At 46.0% G+C, this 26,229-nt stretch carries 23 protein-coding genes; 7 read left to right on the top strand and 16 right to left on the bottom strand.

What is annotated here, in order from left to right; translation table 11 throughout:
• Nucleotides 1-253: 253 nt before the first annotated feature.
• The 4 genes from FTU55_RS07140 to pheA form a co-directional block, all read right to left on the bottom strand.
• Nucleotides 254-619 carry a hypothetical protein gene (locus tag FTU55_RS07140; protein ID WP_180046627.1) on the bottom strand — a complete coding sequence of 122 codons (366 nt, stop codon included), beginning with the start codon at nt 617-619 and terminating at the stop codon, nt 254-256.
• A 96-nt stretch (nt 620-715) separates the two neighbouring features.
• Nucleotides 716-2,962, bottom strand: coding sequence for a bifunctional prephenate dehydrogenase/3-phosphoshikimate 1-carboxyvinyltransferase (locus tag FTU55_RS07135; protein WP_168382034.1), 2,247 nt, complete (start codon nt 2,960-2,962; stop codon nt 716-718).
• Between the two features lie 3 nt (nt 2,963-2,965).
• A complete protein-coding gene (gene hisC / locus FTU55_RS07130; protein ID WP_005179004.1) occupies nt 2,966-4,057 on the bottom strand; it encodes a histidinol-phosphate transaminase in 1,092 nt (363 codons plus the stop codon).
• A 64-nt stretch (nt 4,058-4,121) separates the two neighbouring features.
• Complete coding sequence (gene pheA / locus FTU55_RS07125) at nt 4,122-5,231, bottom strand: prephenate dehydratase (RefSeq protein ID WP_180046625.1); 1,110 nt, start codon at nt 5,229-5,231, stop codon at nt 4,122-4,124.
• Nucleotides 5,232-5,717: 486 nt separating this feature from the next.
• Here pheA and FTU55_RS07120 point away from each other — a divergent pair, with 486 nt between their 5' ends.
• Nucleotides 5,718-6,239, top strand: coding sequence for a type 1 glutamine amidotransferase domain-containing protein (locus FTU55_RS07120; RefSeq protein WP_005179007.1), 522 nt, complete (start codon nt 5,718-5,720; stop codon nt 6,237-6,239).
• Between the two features lie 83 nt (nt 6,240-6,322).
• Here FTU55_RS07120 and FTU55_RS07115 read toward each other — a convergent pair whose 3' ends face one another.
• The gene (locus FTU55_RS07115) at nt 6,323-7,465 is read right to left on the bottom strand and encodes an acyl-CoA dehydrogenase family protein (protein ID WP_075166939.1); all 1,143 of its coding nucleotides are present in this window, start codon (nt 7,463-7,465) and stop codon (nt 6,323-6,325) included.
• Between the two features lie 151 nt (nt 7,466-7,616).
• Nucleotides 7,617-8,966, bottom strand: a complete 1,350-nt coding sequence (locus tag FTU55_RS07110) for a dicarboxylate/amino acid:cation symporter (RefSeq protein ID WP_005179011.1) — start codon at nt 8,964-8,966, stop codon at nt 7,617-7,619.
• Nucleotides 8,967-9,394: 428 nt separating this feature from the next.
• Here FTU55_RS07110 and FTU55_RS07105 point away from each other — a divergent pair, with 428 nt between their 5' ends.
• On the top strand, nt 9,395-10,396 hold the full coding sequence (locus FTU55_RS07105; protein WP_168397859.1) for a glycosyl transferase family protein: 1,002 nt from the start codon (nt 9,395-9,397) through the stop codon (nt 10,394-10,396).
• Between the two features lie 72 nt (nt 10,397-10,468).
• On the opposite strand, the gene FTU55_RS07100 is transcribed toward FTU55_RS07105, so the two are convergent.
• Together FTU55_RS07100 and FTU55_RS07095 are read right to left on the bottom strand one after the other, a co-directional pair.
• Nucleotides 10,469-10,738 (bottom strand): YeaC family protein, encoded by a 270-nt coding sequence (locus FTU55_RS07100; RefSeq protein WP_005179016.1) that lies wholly within the window; start codon nt 10,736-10,738, stop codon nt 10,469-10,471.
• Complete coding sequence (locus tag FTU55_RS07095) at nt 10,738-11,646, bottom strand: NAD(+) kinase (RefSeq protein WP_005179018.1); 909 nt, start codon at nt 11,644-11,646, stop codon at nt 10,738-10,740. Before FTU55_RS07095 ends, FTU55_RS07100 begins: the two co-directional genes overlap by 1 nt.
• A 189-nt stretch (nt 11,647-11,835) precedes the next feature.
• Between FTU55_RS07095 and mrcB the strand changes: the two genes are divergently transcribed.
• Together mrcB and FTU55_RS07085 are read left to right on the top strand one after the other, a co-directional pair.
• Complete coding sequence (gene mrcB / locus FTU55_RS07090; RefSeq protein ID WP_180046623.1) at nt 11,836-14,238, top strand: penicillin-binding protein 1B; 2,403 nt, start codon at nt 11,836-11,838, stop codon at nt 14,236-14,238.
• A gap of 16 nt (nt 14,239-14,254) precedes the next feature.
• Nucleotides 14,255-14,809 carry a tetratricopeptide repeat protein gene (locus FTU55_RS07085; RefSeq protein WP_180046621.1) on the top strand — a complete coding sequence of 185 codons (555 nt, stop codon included), beginning with the start codon at nt 14,255-14,257 and terminating at the stop codon, nt 14,807-14,809.
• Here FTU55_RS07085 and FTU55_RS07080 read toward each other — a convergent pair.
• Nucleotides 14,806-15,729 carry a thiamine phosphate synthase gene (locus FTU55_RS07080; RefSeq protein WP_180046619.1) on the bottom strand — a complete coding sequence of 308 codons (924 nt, stop codon included), beginning with the start codon at nt 15,727-15,729 and terminating at the stop codon, nt 14,806-14,808. The genes FTU55_RS07085 and FTU55_RS07080 overlap by 4 nt on opposite strands.
• Before the next feature lie 138 nt (nt 15,730-15,867).
• Here FTU55_RS07080 and hemP point away from each other — a divergent pair, with 138 nt between their 5' ends.
• Nucleotides 15,868-16,038: a hemin uptake protein HemP gene (gene hemP, locus FTU55_RS07075; RefSeq protein WP_016659175.1), complete on the top strand. Its 171-nt coding sequence runs from the start codon at nt 15,868-15,870 to the stop codon at nt 16,036-16,038.
• A gap of 117 nt (nt 16,039-16,155) precedes the next feature.
• Here hemP and FTU55_RS07070 read toward each other — a convergent pair whose 3' ends face one another.
• The 4 genes from FTU55_RS07070 to FTU55_RS07055 form a co-directional block, all read right to left on the bottom strand.
• Nucleotides 16,156-17,496 (bottom strand): HAMP domain-containing sensor histidine kinase, encoded by a 1,341-nt coding sequence (locus FTU55_RS07070; protein WP_180046617.1) that lies wholly within the window; start codon nt 17,494-17,496, stop codon nt 16,156-16,158.
• Entirely contained in the window at nt 17,497-18,162 is a 666-nt protein-coding gene (locus FTU55_RS07065) for a response regulator transcription factor (RefSeq protein WP_016659177.1), read from the bottom strand. It abuts the gene before it with no gap.
• A gap of 118 nt (nt 18,163-18,280) precedes the next feature.
• A complete protein-coding gene (locus FTU55_RS07060; protein WP_005179042.1) occupies nt 18,281-18,637 on the bottom strand; it encodes a NirD/YgiW/YdeI family stress tolerance protein in 357 nt (118 codons plus the stop codon).
• A 111-nt stretch (nt 18,638-18,748) separates the two neighbouring features.
• Nucleotides 18,749-20,506 (bottom strand): GspE/PulE family protein, encoded by a 1,758-nt coding sequence (locus FTU55_RS07055; RefSeq protein ID WP_005179045.1) that lies wholly within the window; start codon nt 20,504-20,506, stop codon nt 18,749-18,751.
• 191 nt (nt 20,507-20,697) lie between these two features.
• Here FTU55_RS07055 and FTU55_RS07050 point away from each other — a divergent pair, with 191 nt between their 5' ends.
• Nucleotides 20,698-21,963, top strand: coding sequence for an MgtC/SapB family protein (locus FTU55_RS07050; protein WP_180046615.1), 1,266 nt, complete (start codon nt 20,698-20,700; stop codon nt 21,961-21,963).
• Here the strand turns inward: FTU55_RS07050 and tsaA are convergent.
• Nucleotides 21,950-22,669 (bottom strand): tRNA (N6-threonylcarbamoyladenosine(37)-N6)-methyltransferase TrmO, encoded by a 720-nt coding sequence (gene tsaA, locus FTU55_RS07045; protein ID WP_171431731.1) that lies wholly within the window; start codon nt 22,667-22,669, stop codon nt 21,950-21,952. The genes FTU55_RS07050 and tsaA overlap by 14 nt on opposite strands.
• Before the next feature lie 105 nt (nt 22,670-22,774).
• On the opposite strand from tsaA, the gene FTU55_RS07040 reads away from it, so the two are divergent.
• Nucleotides 22,775-23,554, top strand: coding sequence for a ferredoxin--NADP reductase (locus tag FTU55_RS07040; RefSeq protein WP_005179053.1), 780 nt, complete (start codon nt 22,775-22,777; stop codon nt 23,552-23,554).
• Between the two features lie 42 nt (nt 23,555-23,596).
• Here FTU55_RS07040 and FTU55_RS07035 read toward each other — a convergent pair whose 3' ends face one another.
• Both FTU55_RS07035 and FTU55_RS07030 read right to left on the bottom strand, forming a co-directional pair.
• The gene (locus FTU55_RS07035) at nt 23,597-24,832 is read right to left on the bottom strand and encodes a reverse transcriptase domain-containing protein (protein ID WP_127799999.1); all 1,236 of its coding nucleotides are present in this window, start codon (nt 24,830-24,832) and stop codon (nt 23,597-23,599) included.
• A gap of 709 nt (nt 24,833-25,541) precedes the next feature.
• Nucleotides 25,542-26,159, bottom strand: coding sequence for a cation transporter (locus FTU55_RS07030; protein WP_127799997.1), 618 nt, complete (start codon nt 26,157-26,159; stop codon nt 25,542-25,544).
• Nucleotides 26,160-26,229 lie beyond the last annotated feature (70 nt).

Genomic DNA, 26,229 nt, shown 5'->3' with positions numbered 1-26,229 from the left:
GTCAATAAGTTCACAAAAATGGCTAAGTGATGGGAGAGCATGTTCAAGAGTGGATTCTAAATGTTCAGATAAAGACATAAAAAAATGAGCGTATTTACATACACTCATTTTTACTACATTTTTCTAATATTTGCTTAACTGACTGGCATTAATCTGCTGATGGGTTTTTTTATGGGAGGAGATCAGTGACGGTACTGTTAATTTTAAAATGGATACAGACGAAATGGCTTCGCAATTCCAATCTGGGATTGTTTTAATTTTTCCATTCAAAGGCCGTAAAGTTTTCATCCTGTTTTAAGGTCTGCTCGACCGCCTGGGCCAGCTGATTTAGCAGGCTTTGCGATTCAATCCGGTCAAACCAGTCCTGCTCTTCTTCCGGATAAGACAGGATTTCACACACCAGTCGTCCTTCGACATCGCGGCTTTCACAGCTCACGCTTAAGGGCAAAGGATGATCTTCCACACTAACCGCAATTTGTGCGCCACTTTGTGGCAAGGTTTCAAAGCCGTGCTGGTTTAACTGTCGGGCCAGCAAATCTGCCACATAGTCCTGGGCAATCTTACAGTCCTGTAATTCGGCCTTGTTATCACATTGTGCGGTAAACTGGAGTGTTTTCATAAACGACCCTACTGCTGTTCTTGTTGTATATTTAGCATAAGCAATATAAAACAAACAGCCAAGCAAAAGCTTGGCTGTTTTGGGTTATTTTTCTCTTTATTCGGTCACTTCAATCTGCAGGCCGGCCTGAGCGGTCAATTGGGTAAAGGTCGGGAAGCTGGTCGCGACCGTTTCTGTACCCACAATTTTAATTACTTCCGAGTTACGTAAACCGGCAATCGAGAAGCTCATGGCAATACGGTGGTCATGATGTGACTCAATTTCACCGCCGGTGAACACAGGCGACCAGTCACCTGCTTTGCCCTTGCCTTCAATGATGATGCCATCTTCAGTTGGGGTACAGTCAATGCCCATGGTTTTCAAGCCATCTGCCATCACCTGAATCCGGTCAGATTCTTTGACGCGAAGTTCAGCTGCACCAGTCAATACAGTCTGACCTTCCGCACAGGCTGCTGCAATAAACAGCGCCGGGAATTCATCAATCGCCAGTGGCACCTGATCTTCCGGAATATGAATGCCTTTTAAGGTACGGCTGCCCTGAATACGAATGTCGGCAATCGGTTCACCACCGGCAATACGCTCGTTGGATACAGTAATATCTGCACCCATTTGTTTGAGGATTTCAATCACGCCAGTACGGGTCGGGTTAATGCCCACAGCTTCTAAAGTAACATCGGCATTTTCAGTAATGGCCGCGCCCACCATAAAGAACGCTGCAGATGAAATATCTGAAGGCACCTGAATATTGGTTCCCACCAGTTTACCGCCGCCTTGCAGGGAAATACGGTTACCTTCGGTTTTCACTTCATAACCAAAAGCACGCAGCATACGCTCGGTATGGTCGCGGGTTGGTTCCGGTTCAGTTACTGCAGTTTCACCTTCGGCCCACAAACCGGCCAGTAAAATTCCTGATTTCACCTGTGCAGAGGCCATTGGTAAATCGTACTGAATGCCTTTTAACTGCTGGCTGCCCGTAATTGACACCGGTGGCGTACCACGCTCACCTGTGGTCTGGATTTGTGCACCCATTTCACGTAATGGCTTGGCAATACGCTCCATTGGACGCTTGGACAAGGATGCATCACCGGTCATCACCGAATCAAAGGCCTGCGCCGACAACATGCCTGACAGCAAACGCATGGAGGTGCCAGAGTTCCCCATATACAGCGCGCCGACTGGAGCTTTGAGGCCCTGCATCCCCACACCGTGAATGGTCACTTCACCATTTTTTGGGCCTTCAATACTGACACCCATATCGCGAAAAGCCTGCAAGGTCGCCAGTGCATCTTCACCTTCCAAAAAGCCGGTGACATGGGTGGTGCCTTCTGCAATTGCACCAAACATGATTGAACGATGTGACACAGATTTATCACCTGGCACAGTAAATTTACCCTGGAAATTTTTAGAGCCCGGTAAAATCGTAAATTGTTGTGTCACTTTATTGTTCTCCATCAACGGTTTTTTGGCCAGCATATGATTAAAATGCTGACGCGCTGCTTGAGCATGTCCCAGCAGGCCCATTAAAGCCTGCGAGTTTTCCTGTTCGATCAGCTGGCGCAAGATTGCCAGCTGTTGTTCAAAGCCATCGACTGCATTCAAAATTGCCTTTTTATTGGCAAAGAAGATGTCGTGCCACATTTGTGGATCACTGGCTGCAATTCGCGAGAAATCACGAAAGCCGCCTGCAGCATAGCGAAAAATATCTAAATTGTCTTCCCTGTTGGCCAGTTGCTCCACCAGGTTAAATGCCATTAAATGCGGAAGATGACTGGTATGTGCCAGCACTTCATCGTGCTTGTCCACATCCATACAGATCACTTCCGCTTTGGCTGCTTCCCACAGTTGAATCAGTTTATTGACCGCCCAATCCGCACTGGTCGGTAATGGAGTCAAAATCACTTTATGATTGGCGAATAAATCGACCTTACCGGCATGGACCCCGGTATGCTCGGCTCCAGCAATCGGATGCCCCGGCACAAAACCGGCAGGCAGTTGTTCACCAAAAACCGCTTTGGCTGCATCGACCACATTGCCTTTGGTACTGCCGACATCGGTCAGGATTGCATCAGGTTTTAAATACGGTTTAATCTGCTGCAACACATATTCGGTGGCACGTACCGGCAAGGCCAATACCACCAGATCAGCATCTTTCACCGCCTCGACCGGATCGCTATAACCGGCAGCAATTAAACCCAAGGCTTTGGCATCTTCTAGCGTTTTTTGCGAACGGGTCGATGCCACTACCTCATGAGCCAGCTGTTCAGCCTGAATCACACGCGCCAGACTTGAGCCAATCAGCCCAAGTCCAATAAAAGCGACTTTTTCAAACAGGGGTTGCGTCATGGCTTATGCCTTTGCGTCCAGACCTAACACCTTTGCCAGTGCAGTCAGGAATTTGGCATTTTCTGCTTCTGTTCCAATCGATACACGAAGATGGTTTGGAATACCAACCGGACGTACAATCACGCCTTCTTTAAGCAAGGCATTGAAGGTTTGTGCCGGATCAGCCTGTACATCAACCAGAATAAAGTTGGCACGTGAAGGTACATAATTCAGGCCCAGTGCTTTAAAGCCTGCTTCCAGCTGCGCCATACCAGCCTTGTTCACTTCACGTGATTTTTCGATAAAGGCTTCATCTTTCAGCGCTGCCACGGCTGCCACCATGGCTAAATGGTTCACGTTAAATGGCTGACGGATACGGTTTAAATAGTCAGTAACCTGTACAGAAGCCAAGGCAAAACCAACACGCAGCGCTGCCAGACCATAGCATTTTGATAAGGTACGGCTAACAATCAGGTTTGGATACTGATCCAGATATTTCAGGCTGTTGAAGTTTTCCGGGAAGTATTCCACATAGGCTTCATCCAGTACCACAATTACATTGGCCGGTACTTTCTGCATGAAGGCTTCAAATTCAGCTTCTTCAAACCAGGTGCCAGTCGGGTTATTCGGATTGGCAATGAACACCAGCTTGGTGTTGGCTTGAATGGCTGCAGCCATCGCCTCTAAATCGTGCGAGAAACCTTTGGCTGGTACTTCAATGGCCTGTGCATTAATGGCCTGAGTCACCAGTGCATAAACCGCAAAGGCGTGCTGGCTATATACGATTGAGTCCTGCTCGGACACAAAAGCGCGGGCAAACATTTCCAGCAGGTCATTTGAACCATTACCCAAAGTAATCCGTTCATGACCAAAACCAAACTGCGCTTCAATCTGGTCTTTTAAAATAAAACCACCACCATCTGGATAACGACCAATTTCTGCCAGCTCGGCAGCCACAGCCTCTTTGACTTTGTCTGAACAGCCCAACGGGTTTTCATTGGATGCCAATTTCACAATATCGGTAATACCCAATTCGCGCTCAAGTTCACTGATCGGCTTACCTGGTTGATATGGCTTTAACTTAGAGATGCCTTCATTGGCTGGGACAAACGACATTTTTTACTTCCAGATTTACAGGTGAAAAGCAGCCGCATGCAGCGCACACGGCCACCAGAGAATTTTATAAAACTGCCGCCGGATAACAGCCGAGTACACGGACTTCTTTCACCAATGGACGGATTTCTTCAATCGCAGCTTTAACATTGTCTTGCTCAATATGACCTTCCAGATCAATAAAGAACACATAGGCCCATTTTTCAGGTAAAGCCGGACGGGTTTCAATACTGGTTAGACTAATGTTGTGTTTGGCAAATGGCGCCAGAATTTCCAGCAAGGCACCGGCACGGTCATGTGCAGACACCAGCAATGAAGTTTTGTCATTGCCGCTTTGTGGCACTTTCTCACGGCCAATCACCAAGAAGCGCGTGGTGTTTTCCGGGTTGTCTTCGATATTGCTGTGCATGATTTCAAGATCATAAATGGTTGCCGCAATTTCAGAAGCAATGGCCGCAGAATGCCATTCATTACGAATACGGCGCGCCGCTTCACCATTGGAACTTAAAGCCACACGCTCCACCCCAGGATAATGCGCATCTAGCCATTTACGGCACTGTGCCAGCGTTTGCTGGTGAGCATAAATCTGTTTAATGCTGTCTTTACGGGTATTTGCAGAAATCAGGAACTGATGATGAATCGGCAATTCAACTTCGCCAATCACATTCAGATTCGAGGTTTTGAAACAGTCTAAGGTATGGTTCACCACCCCTTCAGAGGAGTTTTCTACCGGCACCAGACCATAATGCGCACTGCCCGCTTCCACTTCACGGAATACTTCATCAATGGTTTGTAAAGGGCGCACCAGGGCATCATGACCGAAATGCTTGAGTACCGCAGAATGGGTATAAGTCCCAACAGGCCCCAGGAAGGCAATACTTTGCGGTGCTTCCAGTGCCAGACAGGCCGACATGATTTCACGGAATAAACGTGCCATGGTCTGGTCCGACAATGGGCCTTCATTGCGATCCATAACATTACGTAAAACTTGTGCTTCACGTTCCGGACGGTAAAACAGCGGATTCTCTTCAGCGGCAAATTTGGCTTTGGCCACCGCTTCTGCCAATCGTGCGCGACGGTTAATCAGTTGTTGAATCTGCATATCAACAGAGTCAATTTCCTCACGAATATTGTTCAGGTCAAGAGAAGTCGTTGTGTTTTGATCGTCGTTGATCATTGTTATGTCGCCCTTCATAAACGGTATGCAAACAGTATAACAATAGTTAGCTTTCAAATGTTGCGCAATACAACTTTGATTGATTCAGTCTTAAAAACAAACAGTTGGTTAAACTCTCTGCAACTTGTGAGACTGTTTATCAATTGAGCAGCTATGGCTCATGAATAATTCTGAACAAGTCACGACGCTTTGCCTGTTTTTCCATCCAGAGTGTAGCGAATTTAAGCAGATGAAACAGGGCCTTTTTCCAATCAGCCGATAGCTTTTGCCTCTGAATTCGATGAATAGTGATAGGATTTTGCAAGTTTATTGCGTAAACTGAACAGGCGTCATAATTACTTACATAGAAAATTACGCCCATAAATATTGAATAAAATTCCAGAAATTTTAACTTGAAAAAGAAATAAGAAAACTGGTTACAAAGCAGCAATGAAATTTTGCTTTTTCCCCTTTACTCTTTTATTTAAAGCAATTCGGAGAATAATAATGTCAAAAAGAATCGCGGTGCTGATTACCCATGATTATGAAGATGCAGACTATCCAGAATTGATCCACGCCTTCCGTGCAGCGCGGCATAGCGTGGTAAATGTTGAAAACAAGGCCGGCAATATTGTCTATGGTTATCAACGGCGCAGCTCGGTAACCATCGACCAAAGTATAGATGATGTGACCATTCATGATTTTGATGCGCTGCTGATTCCCGGCGGCCAATCTCCGGCACAACTGCGTGATGATTTACGTTTTGTCGATTTTGTCCGAAACTTTGCCAATGCCCAGAAACCAATTATGAGCACCTGTCATGGTCCGCAACTGCTGATTCATGCCAGCGTGGTCAAAGGCCGGCGCATGACCAGCATTGCCCCGGTGATGCTGGAACTGATGGATGCCGGCGCCGTGTATTTTGATGAAGCGGTGGTAAATGACAATAACCTGTATATTTCCTCACGCTCACCAGCAGACTTGCCGATTTTTATTCGGGAAAGTCTGCATGTGCTCAGCCTGCATTAAAATAGTCTCAGAAACACACCCACCAAAAAACACCCGCCCAGTCGATGCTGGCGGGTGTTTTCATTTAGTCTGATGTATAGAACTTAACGGCCCAATAAACCGCGCGCCACAATCTCTTTCATAATTTCATTGGTACCGCCATAAATCCGCTGGATACGGGCATCGACAAAGAAACGAGAAATTGGATATTCAGTCATATAACCATAACCACCAAACAGCTGCAGCAGCTGATCGGCCACTTTCATCTGCATATCGGTCGAGAAGCTTTTCAGTGCTGCCGCGGTTTCAACATCCAGTTTGCCCTGCATATACAGCTCGACATTCTGGTTATAAAACGCAGCCGTGGCCAGCTCATCAATTTTAGCCTGTGCCAAAACAAAACGGCTGTTCTGGAACTGGCCAATTTTCTGACCAAAAGCCTGACGTTCCTGGACGTATTGCGTGGTGATGTCAATTGAACCGCGGATAGCGCCCAAGGCGGTGGCGGCAATCGCGGTCCGTTCACGTGGCAATTCCTGCATTAAATAAGCAAAGCCCTGTCCCGGCTGGCCCAGTAACTGTTCTTTAGGTACCTTTACATTATCAAAGAACAATTCCGAGGTGTCCTGAGCGTGCAGGCCAATCTTGTCGAGGTTGGTGCCTTTCTTAAAACCATCCAGATGGGTATCGACTAATAATAAAGACACACCTTTGGCGCGTGCCTGCGGATCGGTCTTTACCGCCAGCACCACCAGATCGGCATGTTGGCCATTGGAAATAAAGGTTTTAGAACCATTTAAAATATAATGATCATCCTGCAAAATGGCATGACTGCGCATGGCTTGCAGGTCAGAACCGGCACCCGGCTCGGTCATACCAATCGCACCGACCACTTCACCACTAACCATTTTGGGTAGCCAGTACTGTTTCTGTTCTTCTGAACCAATATTTAAAATATACGGTGCAGCAATTTCTGAATGACAGGAAATACCGGTAGACAGTGCGCTATAACCGGCACGTGCCGATTCTTCCACCAGCATCAGCGAATAATGGGTCGGTACACCATAACCGCCATACTGTTCCGGTACATCTACACATAAAAAGCCGTTTTCACCCAGCTGGTTCCAGACCGAGCGCGGCATAATCCCTTCCCGTTCCCACTGTTCATAATGCGGGGCAATCTGTTCACTCATAAAGCGGCGGAAGTTGTCACGGAATAATTCTAAATCTGCATCATAAGCCAGCATAGTCCATCCTTGTAGGGTATACATTCTTGTTTTACATTCAGCCCCATGCTATGCATTTTAAAGCGTACTGTCATGGCTTTTCCCGGCTTTTTTATTGACTGCCAAGTAATAAAAAAGGAAGCCGAAGCTTCCTTTAGTCACCGCCCTGCTGTTAAGCCGAAGCAGATTGCTGGTTTTGTTCTGCCATCTTGCGGTCAATTTCTTCCGGATTATTTAATGCATATTGCAGCTTTTCCTGATCTAACTGACCGACCCACTTCGCTACAACAATGGTTGCCAATGAGTTACCCACCAGGTTAGTTAAAGCACGTGCTTCAGACATAAAGCGGTCAATACCCAGAATTAGCGCCAGACCGGCCACCGGAATCTGACCCACAGCCGCCAGTGTTGCCGCCATCACAATAAAGCCTGAACCGGTCACCCCTGCTGCGCCTTTAGAAGAAATCAACAGCACCAGCAATAAAGTAATCTGATGATGCAGTTCTAAAGGTGTATTGGTGGCCTGAGCAATAAAGATTGCGGCCATGGTTAAATAAATCGAGGTACCATCCAGGTTAAAGGAATAACCCGTTGGAATGACCAAACCCACCACCGATTTTTCACAGCCGGCAATTTCCAGTTTCTTCAACATACGCGGTAGTACTGATTCTGAAGATGAGGTCCCCAATACAATCAGTAATTCTTCGCGAATCATGCGGATCATTTTTACGATACTGAAACCGGTCATGCGCGCAATACTGCCGAGTATGATAAAAATAAACAGCACACAGGTCAGGTAGAAGCAGATAATTAACTGCGCCAGTTGCGCCAGACTGCCAATCCCGTATTTACCAATAGTAAAGGCCATCGCACCGAAAGCACCAATTGGCGCAACTTTCATGATCATGTTCACAATGTTAAAGAACACATGCGAAATCTGATCAATCAGTTTCAAGACCGGCTTACCTGCTGGCCCTAAACGGTGTAAGGCAAAACCAAACAGGATGGCAAACATCAGCACCTGCAGGATTTCACCCTGGGCAAAGGCACCGACCACGGTATTTGGAATGATATTTAACAGGAACTCGACTGTAGATTGCGCTTCACCAGTTTCTACATATTTTGAAATACCGGTGGTATCCAAAGAAGCTGGATCAACGTTCATGCCAACGCCTGGTTTCCAGACGTTAATCACCACCAGACCAATAATCAGGGCGATGGTAGAGACAATTTCAAAATACAGTAATGCCACGCCACCGGTTTTACCCACCGATTTCATGCTTTCCATACCGGCAATACCACTCACCACGGTACAGAAAATCACCGGCGCAATAATCATTTTGATTAAACGGATGAAGCCATCACCTAAGGGTTTCAGCTGCTCACCTAGACCCGGAACATACTGTTCCACGCCATTAATAATTTGTGTGCCACTAGGAGAATAATGACCGACGAGAATACCTGCAATAATTGCAATAATCACCTGAAAGTACAGGGATTTATAAATAGGTTGTTTGGCCATAACAGATCTACTTTTGTTCTTGTCCAGAGGACAAATACCCTTGATTTTTTACCCACGACCTGTTCTGCCTGTTTTTAAAACAACAGGCATACGCTGCCTTGAGCCATGGCTCAAAACATTCAACGCTTTATTTTCATCGGCAAAAGTCGGGCTTACTTTGAGCCGCCAGAATAAACAGGCTCAAACGCAAAAGCGGCTTTTTAGAACAGGAGATGAGTAAAAATAAAAAACAATATAAAACGCTGCGAATTTTACCTAAAATTCAAATATAGTGCTGCTAAAAACAGCGAGAACTGGCGAACTTTAAAACAGAAGCAGCTTAGACATTAGTCTAAATCCGAGCAAAGCATACGGTTTTTAAAAAGCCGCAAACATGTGTATATTGTGGGAAGCGACCGGCGCCATTTATTTGAGATTCAGGCAGTTACATGAGCACGAAAAGAAACATTTATAAAGACATTGAACATCCTTTTGCCCAGTACGTACGTATTGTGGGAAAAGGCAAAAATGGTGCACGTTCCCTCACCTATGAAGAAGCCTATCAGGCCTTTTCCATGATCCTGAAACAGGAAGTACTCGATGTTCAGCTCGGTGCTTTTTTGATGCTGCTGCGGGTCAAGGAAGAATCGGTCGATGAACTGGCCGGCTTTGTTCAGGCCACCCGTGACCAGTTGCAGTTTAAAGCTTTAGATGTAGATCTGGACTGGTCCTCTTATGCCGGGAAACGCAAACATTATCCGTGGTTTTTACTGGCCGCGCTGACCCTGGCCAAACAGGGTTTTAATATTGTGATGCACGGTGCTGCCGGGCATACCATCAACCGGGTCTACACCGAACAGGTGCTGGAATACTTAGGCTATCCAATCTGCCAGTCAGATACGGAAGTCGAACAGCAATTACAGCAGCGTCATTTTGCCTATCTGCCTTTAGACGTGATTTCTCCGGTGCTGGCCGATTTGATTGCACTGCGGAATGTGATGGGCTTGCGCTCTCCTATTCATACCCTCGCCCGACTGATTAACCCCTTTAATGCCAAAGCCACCGTGCAGGCCATTTTCCATCCGGCCTATCGCAGTTCCCATCAGCAGTCGGCGTTTAAACTGGGCTATCTGAACAGTGCGGTGATTAAAGGTGAAGGCGGCGAATTTGAACGGAATCCGGATGCCAAAACCTTAATTTGTGGCATTCGTAACGGCGAGCTGTATGAACATGAATTGCCAAAGCTGACCGACAACCGCAGCCCGATTGAAGAAGAACTGGACCTGGCGGTATTTAAAGCCGTCTGGGAAGGCCAGCAATCGCATGACTATGGTGAAGTGGCGGTGGTGGAAACCATGGGCATCGCGCTGTATACCATGGGCGTCTGCGACAGTTTTGCAGCAGCCATGGACAAAGCACAGCAATTCTGGGCTGCGCGTTTAAATGCTTAAGCCACAAAAGACTGCCAATAAAAAAGGTAAGCCGCGGCTTACCTTTTTTGCATGAATCCGTTTCCTTAAAGTTTAAATAAACTTGATCGGCTGGAAATCTTCATTTTTGTGATGATCATCATCACATTGTTCACCTTCTTCCTTGGTGCCGCGGTCAATATAACCACTGCGTTCGGTTTCCGGTAAATGCTGGATTTCCCAGGCATATACAGCCTGCATACAAATTTCGCGCTGCTCTTTGGTCAACGCCACACCATTCGGCCATTTACCAATCTCTACCGCGGTTTTTAGACGACCAACAATTTCAGGATTGAGTACGGCCAGCATCTGTTCAATATTCATCATAAATCCTGCTGTTGCAAAGAATCAAAATCTTGGTTCCAGCCGAGCTTGGTACGACATGCCATATAGAAATCATAACCCGGTGGATGAAGTAGGTTTAACTTATAGGGATGCTTGCGGATATGCAAACTGTCCCCGACACTGAGTGAAACACTGTGCTGACCATCGGCACTTACCATTGGCAAGACACGGTTTTCACGAATCTGTATTTTAATTTCACTTTGTCCACCCACCACAATCGGGCGTGAAGACAAGGTATGCGGATGCATCGGTACCAGCACAATCGCATCCATACTCGGATGCACAATCGGGCCACCACCAGACAAGGCATAGGCGGTAGAACCAGTAGGCGTAGATACAATTAAACCATCACTGTGCTGACGATAAACATACTGACCATCAATATTCAGGTCAAAATCAATCATGTGTACCGATTTACCGGAATGCAGCACCACATCATTTAAAGCCACTGCTTCATAAATGACTTCACCTTTGGAGCGTACTTCCATTTCCAGCAGGAAACGGCGGTCCAGCTGAAACTCGCCTTTTAACACCTGATCCAGCTTGAAGATGACTTCCGTGGGTTTAATGTCGGTCAGGAAACCTAAACGGCCACGGTTTACCCCGATGACCGGCGTATTGTATTTGACCAGTGCGCGCGCTGCATGCAGCAACGAGCCATCACCGCCGACCACAATCACCAGATCAACCACTTCGCCCAGTAAGGCGCGGCTGACGGTTTGGGTGTTCGGATAAGGGACCAGTTCTGCTGTTTCTGCATCAAATACCGGATGCAGGCCTAAATTCAGCAGATGATCATGAATTAAACTGAGCGTTTCTACGACCGAAGTTTTGCCAGGACGTCCAATCAATCCGATATTACGAAAGTTCTTGTGTGAAATTTGCACCTACGACATCGCTCCGCTACGATCCGTTGACTATAATAGCACTAACCCGAATGTTTTAAAAAAACTTTAGAAATCTGAATCCAACCGTTTTTTCTCCTCGATTGGCCGCTTCATTCACAGATTAAATATTGCAAATTATGTAAAAGCTTCGCATGATTAGCCTAATTTCTTAGGGTTTTATTGCGATTTATGAAGTCTGAACGTGGCATAGGTATTATTGCACTTCTATTTTGTATACTGGTGATTGGGGCATTTCTGGCATTAAGTATCTACCTGATTCGATTAGATAATATTGTTAGAGATAAATTTGAAGGACAGCGCTGGGACATTCCAGCCAAGGTCTTTGCTCGTCCGCTGGAAATCTATACCAATGCACCGCTCAATAAAGCCGATTTCGTGCAGGAATTAAAACTTTTAGGCTATAAAAGCGCAGAAAGCTATAACAAAACCGGCAGCTATGTCGATGCGGGCGACACCTTGTTTGTACATACCCGCGGCTTCGATTTTGGTGAAAGTGTTGAACCGGAACAGGTACTCAAAGTCAGCTTTGCCAATAACCAGATTGCTGAAGTCAGTGCAACCAAACCATCAACTACCGGTATTGCCCGTTTAGAGCCCATGCTGATTGGCGGGATTTATCCGCAGCACAATGAAGACCGGGTGCTGATTAAACTGAACCGGGTGCCAAAACCGTTAATTGAAGCCTTAATTGCCACCGAAGACCGTAATTTCTATCTGCATCATGGCGTGTCGATTCGCGGGACTGCACGTGCCATTGTCAGCAATATTACCGGCGGGAAACGTCAGGGCGGTTCGACCCTGACCCAGCAACTGGTGAAAAACTTTTATCTGACCCCGGAACGTACATTAAAGCGTAAAGCCAATGAAGCGCTGATGGCGATGCTAATTGAGCTGCATTATGACAAAGATGAAATTCTGGAAGCCTATTTAAATGAAGTGAACCTGGGTCAAAACGGCAACTATTCTATTAATGGTTATGGTCTGGCCTCACAGTTCTATTTTGGTCTGCCGCTGCGTGAACTGAATATTGCCCAGCAGGCTTTTCTGGTTGGTCTGGTGCAGGGACCGTCTTTATATAATCCATGGCGTAATCCGGAAGCGGCAGAAAAACGCCGTAATATTGTACTGAACAATATGCTGGTGATGGGCTATCTGACGCAGGAACAGTATGAAACCGAAACCGCGCGTCCGTTAAATGTGATTGCCAAACCGACCATGGGCCCTGCCCGCTTCCCGGATTTTCTGGACATTGTGCGTCGTCAGTTACGTGCTGAATATCAGGAAGGTGATCTGACCAATCAGGGACTACGGATTTTTACCACTTTAGACCCAATTGCACAGACCAAGGTACAAAGCGCATTTAAAGAATCAGTAAACCGTCTGGCCAATGCCAATCCGCGCCGTTTAAAAGATTTGCAAGGGGCGGTGCTGGTGTCCCATCCTGAAAATGGTGAACTGGTGGCTGCAGTCGGTTCTACCCAGGACTTTACCGGCTTTAACCGTGCGCTGGATGCCAAGCGTCAGGTCGGCTCGCTCTTGAAACCGGTCATCTATTTAAGCGCACTAGAATCGGGTCGCTATAACTGGGCCAGTCCGGTACAGGATACCGAAATCAGTATTCCATCTGCCGGCAAGTCATGGACACCGCGTAATTACAGCGGCAGCGAACATGGCGTAGTCCCGATGGCGCAAGCGCTGGCCAATTCCTATAACCTGTCGGCGGTACGTTTGGGTCAGGAATTTGGTCTATCGACCTTCCGTAACCATCTGATTAAATTTGGCGTCAGCAGCGAAAATATTCCACAGTATCCGTCCATTTATCTAGGCGCGGTCGATTTATCACCTATGCAGGTGATGAATATTTATGGCAACTTTGCCACCGGTGGGTTCCAGTATCCAACCAAAGCCATTCGCGCGGTGGTCGATTCTAATGGTCGTCTGCTCGAGCGTTATGGCCTGTCAGTACAGCAGACCATTGAACCGTCTGCGGCCTATATGCTGAATTATGGCCTGCAACAGGTAATGAGTGCAGGAACCGGACGTGCAGCCTATAACAGCCTGTCCAGCGATTTAAAACTGGCCGGTAAATCGGGCACCACCAACGATACCCGCGACTCCTGGTTTGCCGGTTATTCGGGCAACTATTTAAGTGTGGTCTGGTTAGGGCTGGATGATAACAAAGTCACCGGTTTGACAGGTTCATCGGGTGCCCTGCCGGTGTGGAGTAACGTGATGCGTCAACTGCGCCAGAAGCCGGTAAATCTGCGCCAGCCGGACAGCGTGCAGTGGCACTGGATTGACCGTGACTCTGGTCACTTGTCGGCTCAAGGCTGTGCCGGTGCGATGTATATTCCGATTTATCGTAATCATGTGCCGCGTCAGGCCACCGCCTGTGGTTTACCGCATTATCAGGTTGAGCCGGTTTACAATTCGGATACCGAATATTACCAAGCTGTACCTGAAAGCAGTGACAGTATCGAGAATTATATCCAGGAAAGTGAAGCCGAGATGGAAAGACAACTTTCCGAAAATGATGCACGCATCATTTCAAGCGGCAGTTATACGCAATAAGTGGACCCTTAATTAAATGACCTTGAAATATCTGATCTTGGGGATGGGACTGGCTGGACTGGTGGGCTGTCAAAGCCTGCCGGAATCCAAGCCGGCACCGCAACCGGACCAAGAAAAAACGACTGAACGAAAAACCATTCACACACCCACCGGCGTGGTGATTCATCCTTATGAACAGGAAGAAATTCAGCGCAAGAAATTACAGGTCGTGGTTCCTGAACAAAAAGTACAGCAGCGTTTTGAAGATGGCCGCTCTTTACCAGCGTTTAAGAAACTGATGCAGCAGACCCAGACGGCTTATCGTCAGGGACAATGGGCGCGTGCCGAAGCTGCCGCCTTACAGGCACAGCGTCTGGCACCGCAATCGGCTGAAACCTATATGTATTTAGGGCTGGTGGCGAACCAGAAAAAACAGCCGAAAAATGCAGAAGCCCTGGCCCGCCGTGGTCTGAGCTATGCACAAACACCGGCGATGAAACGCCAATTATGGCTGATTATTCAAAAAGCCGGCCAGCTACAAAACAATAGCCGTACCGTGCAACAGGCACAGCAAGCGCTGAAACAACTTTAGTCTGAAGCGCTATCCAACGCATCCATAAAGCGGATCCCGGCAATACCATAGGCATGGTGTTGCTGGGCCTGCGCCAAGTCCTGCCGATGCATCCCGCCTAAGGCAAACACCGGAATATCGACCTGTTTGGCCCAGTTCTGAAATTGTGCCCAGCCTAATGCCGGAGTATCCGGATGGCTGGCTGTTGGCAGCACCGGACTTAAAATTGCAGCATCACAGCCAATATTCTGCGCATGTTGTAACGATTCCAGATCATGACAGGCAGCAATATAACGCTGACCGGCCTGCAGGCTGCCCTTGTGCAATTGCAGACATTGTTGCTGCTTTAAATGGATGGCAGCGACCGAGACCTGCTGCACGCTATTCAGCTGCTTCCACAGTTCCAGATTAACAATTAATGATTTTAAACAGCCAATATTCTGCTCAGCCAGTTCAATACTGCGTTCCGGTGCCGGTGCGACACGCCAGTACAGCAGTTGCTGGGTATCCGGGGTATCCAGACAGTTTAAGTCTTCACTAATTTTGATACATTCAGGCCAGTAGAGGCGTTGCAGCATACGCTGGTTGGCTTGCGGGAAATTCAAACGAGCCAAATCCTGCCGTTTATACCAGGTCCACGACTGCTGGATGTCTGAGAGCAACGCCGCCGGCACAAAGGCATGGAACACATGCAAATTGACAATCACATCTTCATATTCATGCCGGATAAAATCAAACTCATGCCACTGGATCAGGTCAATGCCTACTTCTTCGCGCACTTCACGGCGACAGGCCTGCACCGGGGTTTCATGCTGCTCTACCTTGCCGCCGGGAAATTCGTGCTTATTGCCCTGATGCTGTTTGGCCTCGCGCCAGCCGACCAAAACCTGGGTCTGATGCAATAAAATCCCAATCGCGATATGTAGATGTGGCTTTGACATGAAACGTCCTGTTTTAAAAATATGAGCAAGTGTAAGCAAATTTATACTTTTTATAAATTCCCCAAATCAAGCATTGACAGATATATTTGATAATGATTATCATTTATATCGTTCAACATACACCACGGAGTCGAAGGAATGAACGCACCATTTAGCCTGTTTAGCCGTAATGCAGATCAACAGCATGCCTTACCAATGTTACATTCTAATAACCTATTTGCTCTCGGTCGTGAAATTCGCATCATGCATGCCGGAGAAGAATACCGCCTACGCCTTACCCGTAATAATCGCCTCATTCTCACCAAATAAGAACAATATCTGAATAATAATAATCGTGGGAAGCAGCAGTATGAATCAGCGCATACTGCTTTTTAACTGCCCATGCGTATCTCAAGATTGAACTCAATGTTGTTATTTTCGATTTTGTTATTTTTGCTTCACACCGGGCAAACTCAGTTCCACCAGTAAACCGCCTAAAGCTGAACGGCTAAACTGCAATTGGCCCTGATGCAGGCTGATAATCTTTTTACAGATCGAAATACCAAGACCACTGCCTTGGGTTTGTGTGCCCAGCGCCCGATAAAAACGCTCACCCAGACGTTGTAACACCTCATCACTGATCTCTTGACCATTATTTTCAATACACAGCTGCACCTGTTCAGCATCACCATTGATACTGACCACCACCTCACCCTGTTGCGTGGCATAGCGGATGGCATTGTCGATCAGGTTACGGATACAGGTATATAGCAATTCCGGATTGGCCTGAATGATCGCCGGTTGTAGCTGCAAGCGCGGTTTAATCTGTTTTTCCAGACTAAACGGTGCCAAGGCCTCCAGCACATCCAGCACCAGCTTTTGTAAATCAACCTCGGTTATAGGCAAGTCTTGTAGATGTGCCGGGTCTAAACGCGCCAGTAATAGCAGATTCTCCAGTACCTGAGTGCCGCGGTTGACATCGCGTTGAATCTGGGCCAGATCTTCCGCTAATTGCGGTTGATCCTGATATTTGCGTTTTAACACCTGCAAGCGCATTTGAATGGCAGAAAGCGGCGAACGCAGTTCATGTGAGGCGTCAGAAGTAAAACGCTGCTCGGCTTCTAAAGAATGTTCCAGCCGGCTAAGCAAACGGTTTAACTGCTGCACCATCGGCTGTAATTCCAGTAATTCTGGCTGGGTACTTTGTACCGGACTCAGGTCCTGCACATGCTTTTGCGCAATTTGCGCAGACAAAGCCTGTAAAGAGCGGAACTGTTTACGAATAGCAAAATGTACAATGCCCCATTGAATCAGCCACAATAAAATTAAAATCGCGGCATAGCCCAGACCTGTGGCCCAGATTTCCTGGAAACGCACATTCATTTTCTGGGTCATCAGTACGCTTAAGTCATCATCACTGGCCACATAAACGCGCCATAAACGCTGATTCGCCCAGACAAAGGAAAATCCCTCTTCCTGCTGTGTGATCGTAGCTGGTGCTAAGGGAAAATCTTCTGTTTCGGTCAAGGTCTGCTGGCCCAGTCGCAGCTGATAATGCATCTTGAACTGTTCAGTGAGTTCATCGACCTGCTCGCCGGCGCCACTGCTAATATCCTGCAATAACAGCATATCGGCCGCTTCATCCATGATTTCATCTTGCAGCTGCATGGTCTGATAAATTGACACGGCAAACAGCAGCACCAGTGCCAGCAGGCCGGCAATCATCGAACTCAGTACCGAGGTTTTAACTAGGGTTTTCTGTAAAGAAACCGCACCCGTTTGCTTCATTTACGCCTGTTCCTGCTGCATGCGATAGCCCAAACCGCGAATGGTTTTAATTAAATGGCTGCCAATTTTTTTACGCAGTTGATAAATAAACACTTCAATGGCATTGCTTTCAATTTCATCACCCCAGGCATACAGCGATTCTTCCAGCTGTTCCCGGGTTACGATATGCTCGGGCTTTTGCATTAATTTATACAGAATCTGGAATTCCTTGGCGGTTAAATTCACCGCGTGGCCATCTTGGGTTAAGGTTTTGGCTTGAGTATCTAACAGCAAATTGGCAAAACGGATCTGATGATCGGGCTGGGTCTGCCTGGTACGTAACTGGCTGCGCACCCGTGCTGACAGTTCTTCCAGACTAAAAGGCTTGACCAGATAGTCATTGGCGCCTAAATCCAGTCCATCGACCCGGTCCTGAATGCTGTCTTTGGCGGTAATAAAAATCACCGGGGTATCCAACTGTTTGCGGCGCAAAGCGGTCAGAATTTCATCGCCGGTATTGCCCGGCAGGCCACGATCCAGCAGCACACAATCATAGTGATGCTGCTCAATGGCCAAAATGGCATGATTGCCACGCTCGACCCAATCGACGTTATAACCGTCCATTTCCAGCCAGGTTTTAATACTTTCTGCCTGAGAGGCGTCATCTTCTGCCAGTAAAATACGCATTGGTTCTACTCTAGCTTTTTTTACATCATGCCTGATTTTTCACAAGATTCAAAAAAACCACATGCATGGAGCATGTGGTTTTGTGTGGAGCTGCAATCAATCTGATTAAAAGGTCGGCTTAGAAACGAACCTGCTCGACATCAATTTCAACACGTTTAGATGGTTTATAATCAATGTCCACTTCGCCAGTAATCACCACTGGAGTTTTGGCAGAAATCGCTTTACCATTCCACAGGTCATCATCAATATCTACTGTGATGGTGCCAGTGCTGTCGCGGAACTGGTATTTTTCATCACCAATGGCTTTTACGATATAACCTTTCAGCTGAACATTGCTGTCATCTTTCATGGTTAACGCCTGTTTCACCGTGGTTGCTTGCGCCAGTGCAGACTGGTTCACTGCGGTATCTGCAACAGCAAATGTAGTTGCGCCCACTAGACCTGCAGTTAAAAGTGCTTTTGAAAATAGGTTCATCTGTCTTTCCTCATTCAGTGTTGTTCGTTTCGATGTAGTCATTAAAACAAAGCAAGATGAGCTGAATCTTAAGATTTCCTCATATTCAAAAATTTTTCACTTTTTTGGGTTTTAGTTTAACGGTACCACCCGCAGTACTTCTTCCAAGGTGGTAATACCGGCCATGACTTTACGCGCCCCGGCAATCCGTAGTGGCTCGATGCCTTCTTTTTTGGCCTGCTGGCGTAACTGAGTCAGATCAGCATTGGCACCTATCAGCTGTTTGGTGTCCAGACTCAGGGGCATAAACTCATAAATCCCGATCCGGCCTTTATAACCGGTCTGACGGCAGGCTTCACAGCCCACCGGCTTATAAACTTTTTCCGGCATCTCCATGACATAGTCAAACGTCAGATGTTCCCATTCATTGGTATTAATCATGCCTTCCTGTTTGCAATGCGGACACAGCTTGCGCACCAGACGCTGCGCCAATACCCCCAGAATGGTGGCTGCAGTTAAAAAAGGCTGCACACCTAAATCATGCAAACGGGTCAGACTGGACGGCGCATCATTGGTATGCAAGGTCGATAACACCAGGTGACCGGTTAATGCCGCTTGAATGGCCATATTGGCCGTATCCTGATCACGAATCTCCCCGACCATAATAATATCCGGGTCCTGACGCATCAGCGCGCGCACGCCATCGGCAAAGCCCAGCTCAATGCCCTGATTGACCTGCATCTGGTTAAAGCTCGGTTCAATCATTTCAATCGGGTCTTCAATGGTACAGACATTGACTTCATCGGTGGCCAGCTGTTTCAGTGATGAATACAGCGTGGTGGTTTTACCCGAACCGGTCGGCCCGGTGACCAGAATAATGCCATGACTATGACCGGTCAGACTTTGCCAGCCCTGTAACAGACGTTCTTCAAAACCGAGCTGCTGGAAGCTGCGTACCAGCACTTCCGGGTCAAAAATACGCATCACCAGTTTTTCACCAAAAGCCGTCGGTAAAGTCGAAAGACGCAATTCGGTTTCCTGACCTTTGGGAGTACGGGTTTTTAAACGGCCATCTTGGGGTTTGCGTTTTTCTGCCACATTCATGCGGCCGAGAATTTTAATCCGTGAAATGACCGCAGTTAAGGTATTGGCCGGCATGTTATAAATGGTATGTAGTACGCCATCAATCCGGAAACGGATTTTACCCTTGTCTTTACGTGGCTCCAAATGAATATCACTGGCGCCCTGTTCAAAAGCAAACTGCAGCACCCAGTCCACCAGTTTAACAATATGCTGGTCATTGGCATCGGGGTTTTGGGTATCGCCCAGCTGTAATAAGGCTTCGACACCTTTATTTTCACGGTCATGTGCTGCGGCTTTTTGTGAACCACTGACCGCACGACTGACCTGATAATATTCTACCAGATAACGCTGTAACTGCTCTGGACTCAGCAGCACGCGCTGGATTTTACGCGGCAATAAACTGTGTTCTAAATTGGCGACCCAATCGGTCATAAACGGCTGATCGGTGGCAATGAACACCGCATCGGGCTGAATCTCTACCGCCAGAATTTTATTGCGCAGGGCAAATTCCTGGGACATCACCGCGGTTAAAGCGGCCACATCGGCCTTTAACGGATCAATCACATAAAAAGGCAGCTCGGTCTTTTCTGCCAGCCACTGACATAAACGGTTCAGTGTCAATGTGGTTTGGGGATGTTGCTGATCGGTCAGGTTAAAATGCGCAATCCATTGCAACGGATGCCATTTCAGCTGCTCACGCTGGCGATGCGTGGTCTGTACCAGCATTTTATCGCGTTCGCTGATCCGGCCATCTTTTAATAATTGCTCTAAACACCAGGTGGTATCAATTTCAAAATTAAAATTCATTGTTTTTGTTCCCCCAACATCAGCACACTATAGCAGAGTTTATTTTTCCCGCCTGCCTTTGCCACTGGAAAATCTGATGCAGATACGCATCAAGCGCAGCTCCTGCAAATTAAACATACAGTTCCGCATAGCAATCTTCACAGAATCAATTATATGATGGAGACGTCGCCCCACTGCCGCGGGATATAAAGATGGAATTTTTAACTACCCCTTCAATCTTGAGTACCTCTTTTCAGGAGCTGATGACCATGCTTGCAGCCGCACTTGGCTGTGGCCTGTTAATTGGTCTGGAACGTGAACGCAGCAAGCACAATGAAGCCAACCATCATTTTGCCGGGGTGCGCACCTTTGCCGTGTGTGCCTTGCTCGGTGCGATCTGCTTTTTGCTAGGGCCAGTTTTTGGTATTGTCGGGGCCGTGATTATTGGCGGAGTTGGGCTGTTTTCGCTTAAAAATCAGGTTGAAGACCCGGGTGCGACCACCGAACTGGCCTTTATTATGACCTATTTTATTGGCGCGCTCTGTTTGTGGAATATTCCGTTGGCGACTGGTCTAGCGGTTATTTTAACCGGTCTGCTCATGACCAAACACCTGATGCACGGCATTGTCAGCAAATGGATTACCGAAGCAGAGCTGCGTGATGGTCTGTTCCTGCTGGCACTGGTTCTGATTGCCCTGCCTTTGACGCCAGATACCCCCTTATGGGGCAATGTGCTCAATCCTTATGTGATTTTAAAACTGCTGATTCTGATTTTATCGGTACAGGCTTTGGCGCATATCGCCAAGCGCCTGCTGTCCACCAATAATGCACTGATGCTATCCTCAATTGCGTCCGGCTTTGTGTCCAGTACCGCCACCATTGCCAGTTTAGGCATGGAAGTGCGTTCCGGCCGCGGCGATGCCCAGATTAATGCGGGCGCGGCGCTCATGTCCTGCGTGGCGACACTGTTGCAGATTCTGATTATTATTGTGGGGATTAATCTGTCCTGGTTTAAGGTATTTGTGGTACCGAGTGCAGTGGCGATTATGATTCTGGTGGCGGTGGGTTACTGGCTGCTCAGAAAAAATACCGGCTCACAGCAAAAAGCCAAAGAAGCCGATAGCCGCATGTTTAGCCTCAAAGAGGCCGCGATTATTGTGGTCACGCTCACCCTGATTCAAGCCATGGTCTACGGACTGGATCAGGCACTGGGCAGCACCGGTTTAATTGCCGGAACCTTCCTGGCATCCTTATTTGAAATTCACGCTGCCGCTGCCGCGGTAATTACCCAAGGCTCGCCCAGCAATTTAACCCTGTTTTATGCGCTGATTTTGGGTCTGGGTGCACATGCACTGGCCAAATGCGTGAATGCCTTTTTAATTGGCGGACCACGCTTTGCCTTGTATTTTGCACCGGCCCAAATTCTGCATATGGCGGTGCTGATTGCGATGGCTTATTTTATGTTTAAGCCGGCTTAAGCGCTAACATCTGAATCAGCACCTGATCTGGCTGTACCATAAATCCGACATCAATATTGGCAAAGTGCATTTTATAGAGCCGGGTTTCATCCTCCTGATAAGCCGGACGCGGGTCTAAAGACAACACCTGTTCCAGCTCACCCAGCATCTGCGCGCTAATTTTATGCTGCTGCAACAATTGCTGTTTTTGTACAGCGGCCTGCTCTGTCCACACCACCTGTTTACGTTCAGGCTCATCCTGCGCATAGCCACTTTGCGCCTCCATGACCGCATCAGAATACTGGATATAAGGCTTGATATCTAAAATCGGTGTACCATCGAGTAAATCACTCCCGGTCACATAAACCCGTACTGCCTTGCCGACTTTTTTCACCTGTTTTAATTGCACCACTGACAAGCCCACCGGTGACGGCCGGTACATACTGCGTGTCGCAAATACTCCAATTTTCTGGTTACCACCCAAACGCGGCGGCCGCACCTGAGCACGGAATTTTGTCTGCTGCTGGTTTTTATTGTCATGAAATTGCCACAGCAACCACAAATGACTAAATGCTTCAATGCCCTCAAAGGCCAGCAAATCGTTATAAGGTTCTAGCATGTCAATATAGGATTCGACCTGAACCAGATTCGGCTGCCGTGGGATGCCAAACTTTTCTTTATAAGGAGATTTCATAATCCCGATAATGGGCAAGGTCAGATCAGTCATAATCACTTTTTTTGATAAGCTCAATTAAATATATTCAGTTTATCGAGTATGAATTTAGATTAGAATAGCAACCTGTTCTAATTTGATAATTTATTGAGACCTTTAATGGCTGCTTTTAACGTCGAAAAGATTACTCACGTCCACCACTGGAATGACACTTTATTCTCTTTTAAAACGACTCGTGACACTGCACTGCGTTTTAAAAACGGTCAATTTGTAATGATCGGTCTTGAAGTGAATGGTAAGCCTTTGATGCGTGCATATTCGATTGCAAGTGCCAACTATGAAGAAGAGCTGGAATTCTTCTCGATTAAAGTGCCAGATGGTCCATTAACCTCGATTTTGCAAAAAGTTAAAGTGGGCGATGAACTGCTGGTTTCTCGCAAACCAACCGGAACTCTGGTACTCGATGACTTAAATCCGGGTAAAAACTTATACCTGCTGTCTTCAGGTACCGGTCTTGCACCGTTCCTGTCGGTGATTCGTGATCCGGAAACCTATGAACGTTTTGAAAAAATCATTGTTGTTCATGGTACACGTTATATTTCTGAACTGGCGTATCAGGACCTGATTCTGAACGAAATTCCAAACCACGAATTCTTCTCGGAACTGGGCGCGAAAGAAAAACTGGTTTATTATCCAACGGTAACACGTGAAGATTTCCATACTCAAGGTCGTGTCACCACTGCAATTGAATCTGGTCAATTGTTCGAGAAAATCGGTTTACCACGTTTTAACCCGGAAACTGACCGCGCGATGCTATGCGGTAGCCCAGCCTTCCTGGATGACGTTGCTGCGCTGCTTGACCAACATGGTCTGAAAGAATCTCCACGTATGGGTGTTCTAGGCGATTATGTAATTGAACGTGCATTCGTTGAAAAATAAGATTCCTTGAATCTAAAAAACCGGGCAAAATTGCCTGGTTTTTTATTCATTAAAAAAATATTTTTTCTTTTCAGAGGAAAGTTTAGTGTAATCAATTCCTAAAGGAGCAAGTAATCTCTTATAAACAAATGTTTTTCTTTCTTCTACAAATTTTTTAAAGTCATCTAAATTAGCAGTAAACTCATAACAAACTAGATAACCATTACAAATCTGATCCATTTTTTGGCAGGTCTTATAAAAGTTTAAATTAGCTTTTATATTCTTTTTATAGCCTTGTAGTTCTATAACTTTTTTATTTAACTCAGTAAATGCTTTATGAGGAATAAATAATCTATATTCATTATTAATTTTCTTAAGCTCAAGTCCTAAGAATATCAAAGTTTGAGATTGAGTATAAATTTCTGATTTGCCTACTCCAATATCAGGTATATGTAATTGTATTTTTAATAATTCGGCCCTTATAAGATCAAAGTATTTTTTAATTTCCTCTCTTTTATTAGCAAATACCACAAGATCATCTGCATATCGAATATAATTTATATTTTCTTTTGCTAATATTGCTTCAAAATCTTGTAAATAAAATGAAGCCAGCAAAGAAGCTATTGGCATGCCCTGTCTAATTCCTTTACCTTTTTTAACTTTTAAAATTTCAGAAAATTTTTTGAATTGATCTTCTGATGTTGCTTGAAGAAATTTATAATTTGGATCAGCATTGATCATCTCTTTGAAAAAATTATCGAGATTTGGAATTGCTATTTTTGTTTTAAATAAATGTAAAATAGTTTGCCTATTTAACTCATCAAAGAATGAGGAAATATCTGTTTTTAATGCGTATTTATATTTCTTTCTTAAATTTATTAATTTGTCATGTGCAGCCTTTACACCACCATTACCTTTTAAAGAAAAATCATTGGTAGCAAATCTCTTATATTGATTTGAATGAACCTCTTTTAAATAAGACATAAATAAATTCTGAATCAATCTATCCTTTACTGAAGGCACACATACCATACGGTAACTATCTTTATCTTTTGGAAGAAAAATTGGAGTGAGAGGATCAAATTTAAATTTGTTTAATTGAATAGAATTTATTATTTCTACTTTATATTTTTCTCTATCTTCAAAAAATTCATCTACTGTTATATATTTTGAATGATATTTTAAAGCTGATTTTTTCTTACCTAATTTTGTTTTGAATTTACTTAGCTCAGCATCAAACTCTTGCTGACAATATTGATAAAATTCCATTCCCGTTTCACTATGCTCTTGCAAGGTCATGGTCACATAGTTTCAGAGTTGCAGCATATCGCTTCCTATTCGTCTTACTCAACGATTGTACCTTGTCGGTCGCCATTGCCAAGTACTCGGAACACAATGATGCGTCCTGTGACTCTAGGTGCGATTGGGTGCTCGAAATATCATTCTGATTTATATTTTCAAATTTCAAAATCGAGCCCATTTTTAGACACATTCCCCATATTATTATATCAGAAAATAACTGTCCCTTGTGTTGTGTTATTGTGTATAAGCACGTGGAAATTAACAATATTTGTATTAAAATATTTCCAACATCCCAACCAATGAACACGGTCAACCCCAAATAAACTGACAAACAGATATCAGCCAAATAGATTGTGACTTTATCGATCATATTTACGCTCCAAATTTTCAAACAGCCTACATGCTTCCAAGTTTTCGCCATGACAGAAGCAGCATATCGCTTCCTATTCGTCTTACTCAACGATGAAACCTTGTCGGTCGCCATTGCCAAGTACTCGGAACACAATGATGCGTCCTGTGACTCTAGGTGCGATTGGGTGCTCGAAAGAGCATAAAAATATCTAGATTATATTTAGGGGTTATATTCTTAAATTTCAAGTATATTTTGAAAAAATAATTTTGCCTTATGCAACTTTTTATCCTAATAATTTCTCCCCCAGTTATAAAGCCGCCTTTCGGCAGCTTTGCTTTATAACGAATACGAGAATTAAGTAGTCTCATGCCCTAATGCTCGTTCTGTCAAAGCTTGCTTCACTATCTGATAACCTGCAGTTAATCCAAGACCTGCCATAATCACCGCCACAATCATATCTGGCCATAGACTGCCAGTGCCAAAGACGCCAACTGCTGCCAGAATGACTGCGACATTGCCAATCGCGTCATTGCGGCTACACAACCAGACCGATTTCATGTTGGAATCGCCATCACGAAAGCGATACAGAATCACGGCTGCCACCACGTTGGCCACCAAGGCCAATCCACCAATTACCCCCATGGTAATCGCTTCCGGGGGAATACCCTGCATATAGTTATAGACCGTTTTGGCCAACACCAGACAGCCAAACGTAGCCATGGTAATGCCTTTTAATAAAGCCACGGTAGCACGCCAGTACAGACTCATCCCCAGCACAGCCAGTGAAATGGCATAGTTGGCGGCATCGCCAAAGAAATCCAGCGCATCGGCCCAGAGTGCTGCCGAATGGGCATACATCCCGCCAAACAGTTCCACCACAAACATCAGCAAATTAATAATCAGGGCAATCCAGAGTGCGGTACGAAAACGGCCATCAGGTTTGACCGGTGCAGGCTGACATTGACAGGCCATAAAGCCTCCTGTTGCATTTTTCTATGACTGTATTATGCTCATTAGAAACTATGGTCTAACTCCAAGGTCA

The organism is Acinetobacter sp. YH12117, from assembly GCF_013418865.1.
GTDB classification, from domain to species: Bacteria; Pseudomonadota; Gammaproteobacteria; order Pseudomonadales; family Moraxellaceae; genus Acinetobacter; species Acinetobacter indicus.
The sequence above is the reverse complement of the archived record's forward strand: the minus strand, read 5'-3'. Positions and strand labels throughout refer to the sequence as shown.

Coding starts and splice junctions, on each gene's coding strand:
- FTU55_RS07135 (WP_168382034.1), bottom strand. CDS start 2,962: ATGACGCAACCCCTGTTTGAAAAAGTCGCTTTTATTGGACTTGGGCTG.
- FTU55_RS07120 (WP_005179007.1), top strand. CDS start 5,718: ATGTCAAAAAGAATCGCGGTGCTGATTACCCATGATTATGAAGATGCA.
- mrcB (WP_180046623.1), top strand. CDS start 11,836: ATGAAGTCTGAACGTGGCATAGGTATTATTGCACTTCTATTTTGTATA.
- FTU55_RS07085 (WP_180046621.1), top strand. CDS start 14,255: ATGACCTTGAAATATCTGATCTTGGGGATGGGACTGGCTGGACTGGTG.
- FTU55_RS07060 (WP_005179042.1), bottom strand. CDS start 18,637: ATGAACCTATTTTCAAAAGCACTTTTAACTGCAGGTCTAGTGGGCGCA.
- FTU55_RS07115 (WP_075166939.1), bottom strand. CDS start 7,465: ATGCTGGCTTATGATGCAGATTTAGAATTATTCCGTGACAACTTCCGC.
- FTU55_RS07030 (WP_127799997.1), bottom strand. CDS start 26,159: ATGGCCTGTCAATGTCAGCCTGCACCGGTCAAACCTGATGGCCGTTTT.
- hisC (WP_005179004.1), bottom strand. CDS start 4,057: ATGTCGTTTGTCCCAGCCAATGAAGGCATCTCTAAGTTAAAGCCATAT.
- FTU55_RS07070 (WP_180046617.1), bottom strand. CDS start 17,496: ATGAAGCAAACGGGTGCGGTTTCTTTACAGAAAACCCTAGTTAAAACC.
- tsaA (WP_171431731.1), bottom strand. CDS start 22,669: ATGACTGATCTGACCTTGCCCATTATCGGGATTATGAAATCTCCTTAT.
- FTU55_RS07140 (WP_180046627.1), bottom strand. CDS start 619: ATGAAAACACTCCAGTTTACCGCACAATGTGATAACAAGGCCGAATTA.
- FTU55_RS07035 (WP_127799999.1), bottom strand. CDS start 24,832: ATGACCTTGCAAGAGCATAGTGAAACGGGAATGGAATTTTATCAATAT.
- FTU55_RS07110 (WP_005179011.1), bottom strand. CDS start 8,966: ATGGCCAAACAACCTATTTATAAATCCCTGTACTTTCAGGTGATTATT.
- FTU55_RS07100 (WP_005179016.1), bottom strand. CDS start 10,738: ATGAATATTGAACAGATGCTGGCCGTACTCAATCCTGAAATTGTTGGT.
- FTU55_RS07050 (WP_180046615.1), top strand. CDS start 20,698: ATGGAATTTTTAACTACCCCTTCAATCTTGAGTACCTCTTTTCAGGAG.
- FTU55_RS07040 (WP_005179053.1), top strand. CDS start 22,775: ATGGCTGCTTTTAACGTCGAAAAGATTACTCACGTCCACCACTGGAAT.
- FTU55_RS07105 (WP_168397859.1), top strand. CDS start 9,395: ATGAGCACGAAAAGAAACATTTATAAAGACATTGAACATCCTTTTGCC.
- FTU55_RS07065 (WP_016659177.1), bottom strand. CDS start 18,162: ATGCGTATTTTACTGGCAGAAGATGACGCCTCTCAGGCAGAAAGTATT.
- FTU55_RS07080 (WP_180046619.1), bottom strand. CDS start 15,729: ATGTCAAAGCCACATCTACATATCGCGATTGGGATTTTATTGCATCAG.
- hemP (WP_016659175.1), top strand. CDS start 15,868: ATGAACGCACCATTTAGCCTGTTTAGCCGTAATGCAGATCAACAGCAT.
- pheA (WP_180046625.1), bottom strand. CDS start 5,231: ATGATCAACGACGATCAAAACACAACGACTTCTCTTGACCTGAACAAT.
- FTU55_RS07055 (WP_005179045.1), bottom strand. CDS start 20,506: ATGAATTTTAATTTTGAAATTGATACCACCTGGTGTTTAGAGCAATTA.